Source organism: Anaerorhabdus sp. (assembly GCF_036637135.1).
Classification (GTDB): domain Bacteria; phylum Bacillota_I; class Bacilli_A; order Erysipelotrichales; family Erysipelotrichaceae; genus Anaerorhabdus.
In genome coordinates this window covers 1-2,627 of sequence record NZ_JAVWNC010000111.1, presented here as the reverse complement: position 1 = coordinate 2,627, position 2,627 = coordinate 1, and the positions used below count along the sequence as shown (strand labels likewise).

Genomic DNA, 2,627 nt, shown 5'->3' with positions numbered 1-2,627 from the left:
CATTATTTCTTCAAGATTCGATTTAAGAATGCTTTTGTTCTTTCTTCTTTTGGATTAGTGAAGATATCTTCAGGTGTACCTTCTTCTGCAATAATACCTTGATCCATAAACACAACATGATTCGCTACATCTCTAGCAAATTCCATTTCATGTGTTACCACGATCATTGTAAGTCCTTCATGAGCTAAGTCTTTCATTACTTCAAGAACTTCGCCTACCATTTCTGGATCCAATGCCGATGTTGGTTCATCGAACAACAATACTTCAGGATCCATACAAAGCGCTCTAGCAATCGCTACACGTTGTTTTTGTCCACCTGATAAAGTTGTACTTGATGCTTGCGCAAAACTCTCCATGCCTACTTTACGTAAGTATTTCATAGCTTTTTCTTCAGCTTCTTCTTTCGAACGTCCTAGAACCTTCATTTGAGCTACAGTACAATTTTTTATAACCGACATGTTATTGAATAAGTTGAATTGTTGGAAAACCATTCCCACATGACTACGATATTTATTTACATCTTTACAATTTAATACATTTTCACCATTCATTTTGATTTCGCCTTCATCGGCAGTTTCCAACATATTAATACAACGAAGTAATGTTGATTTCCCACTACCTGATGCACCAATTAAACAAACTACATTGTTTTTCTCAACAGTGAAATCAATACCCTTTAATACTTCTAAATTTCCAAAACTCTTGTGTATATTTCTAATTTCAATTAAAGCCATATTATTTCACCCTCTTTCCATTACGAGGTAAGCTAATACTTGATGAAGTGCTATCTGAATGAGGGAAACTTGTACGAGTATGATTCAATTTTTCTTCAACTAAATGAAGAATAAATGATGTTGTTGTTGTAAGAATTAAATAGATACACGCAATGATAAAGAAAGTCTCTGGGAATCTAAATACACTACCCGCAATCTTATTCCCTTGATACATCAATTCTGTAATTGCAATAACTGATAAAACTGAGCTATCTTTAATATTTACAATAAATTCATTACCGATTGCTGGAAATGCATTTTTAATTGCTTGTGGTAATACAACCAACATCATATTTTGAATGTTAGACATACCCAAAGAACGTGCAGCTTCTGTTTGCCCTTTATCCACTGATTGAATACCAGAACGAATAATTTCAGACATATAAGCACCTGTATTAATTGATATAACAAAAATACCCGCAACAAGTGGTGACCACTTGATTACTTTTAATAATGCATAATAAATGAATACCGCTTGTACCATCATCGGTGTTCCACGGAACACTTCAATGTAAACAGTTGATAAAACATCATAAATCTTTTTAATAGTTTTAACCAATTTAGATGAACTCGCATCCACTTTAATTGCTTTTAAACCACCCACTACTAATCCAATAACAAGCCCAATAATTGTACCGCTTAACGCTACTAACAGTGTATTTTGTACACCAAGAAGTAACGATGGCCAAGAAGATTGAAGTATCTTCCAAACGATCTCAAAGCTAAAATCCATGATTACTCTGCTGTAGCAGGTTGACGATCAGTTGCAGCTTTCATGATATCAACTCTTTCTTCTTCAGTAATTGAATCTAAGGCAGCTTGGATTTTTGTTAGTAAATCTGTATTTCCTTTTTTAATAGCGATTGATACTGTTGTATCTGCTTCAAAACCTTTACCATCTTCAAATGTAACAATTTTTAGATCAGGATTTGCCGCTACTACACCTTGTGCTACTGGTAATTCTGCAGTTAAACCATCTGCTTCACCTTGTTGAAGTGATAATACCATACGAGGATATGTAGCTTGTGGAGTCATATGATTAACTCCTTCAATTTGATCAATAACATCATCATATAATGTATTAATTTGTCCCAATACTTTTTTACCTGTGAAATCTTGAATAGATGTTGCGTTTACAAGTTCATCATCAGCACGCACAATCATAACCATTTGTGATTCATAATATGGTGATGTAAAATCTACCGCTTCAGCACGTTCAGGTGTTGCTGTCATCCCTGCAATAACTGCATCTACTTCATCATTGTTTAGTCCAGTAATTAAACCTTCCCAAGCAATTGATTTAACTTCTAATTCTTGTCCTAATGAATCTGCAATTTTACGTGCAATCGCTACATCATAACCATCACAATAGTCAGTTGCAGAAATTTGAACTGCAGTATCGCTAGCTGCTGATTGAGTCCAGTTAAATGGAGCATAATTACATTCCATTGCTACTGTGAATTTTTCTTTTGTTCCACCTTCTGTTGGTTGGTCTGTTGATTCTGGTGTTGCAGGTGCACTTGAACAGCCTACAAGCATAAGTCCTGCGATGAATAAAGCTACTAATTTTTTCATTTTCTTTTCCTCCAAGTAAACAAAAATCGTATGCTCTATCACATACGATTTACTTTAAAAGGTAAATTGTGTAATAGCGCCCTTCGGATGAAGGAGTGTTATAAGTATTACCTATAACCCCATAGTATTTCTTTGCCAAGAAATCCATTCGGCGATGATTACCTTTCTCTTGTTTCAATGTTTGCCAACTCCACAAGATACTATTTTGCATCGCTACCTCTATACTTTTGTTGTGCCTTTATCATACAACATATTTACTTTTTGTCAAATTTTTTGTTC

3 protein-coding genes and 1 riboswitch are annotated in these 2,627 nt (G+C 34.6%); all 3 genes read right to left on the bottom strand.

Annotated features, from left to right (window positions below):
* Window positions 1–2: 2 nt before the first annotated feature.
* The 3 genes from RR643_RS11545 to RR643_RS11535 are packed head-to-tail and all read right to left on the bottom strand — an operon-like array spanning window position 3 to window position 2,348.
* Window positions 3–734 (bottom strand): amino acid ABC transporter ATP-binding protein, encoded by a 732-nt coding sequence (locus RR643_RS11545; RefSeq protein ID WP_332469887.1) that lies wholly within the window; start codon window positions 732–734, stop codon window positions 3–5.
* A 1-nt stretch (window position 735) separates the two neighbouring features.
* Window positions 736–1,506: an amino acid ABC transporter permease gene (locus tag RR643_RS11540; protein ID WP_332469886.1), complete on the bottom strand. Its 771-nt coding sequence runs from the start codon at window positions 1,504–1,506 to the stop codon at window positions 736–738.
* 2 nt (window positions 1,507–1,508) lie between these two features.
* Window positions 1,509–2,348, bottom strand: a complete 840-nt coding sequence (locus RR643_RS11535) for a transporter substrate-binding domain-containing protein (RefSeq protein ID WP_332483306.1) — start codon at window positions 2,346–2,348, stop codon at window positions 1,509–1,511.
* Window positions 2,349–2,414: 66 nt separating this feature from the next.
* Window positions 2,415–2,578, bottom strand: a riboswitch (Lysine riboswitch).
* Window positions 2,579–2,627: the final 49 nt, after the last annotated feature.

Coding starts and splice junctions, on each gene's coding strand:
- RR643_RS11545 (WP_332469887.1), bottom strand. CDS start 734: ATGGCTTTAATTGAAATTAGAAATATACACAAGAGTTTTGGAAATTTA.
- RR643_RS11540 (WP_332469886.1), bottom strand. CDS start 1,506: ATGGATTTTAGCTTTGAGATCGTTTGGAAGATACTTCAATCTTCTTGG.
- RR643_RS11535 (WP_332483306.1), bottom strand. CDS start 2,348: ATGAAAAAATTAGTAGCTTTATTCATCGCAGGACTTATGCTTGTAGGC.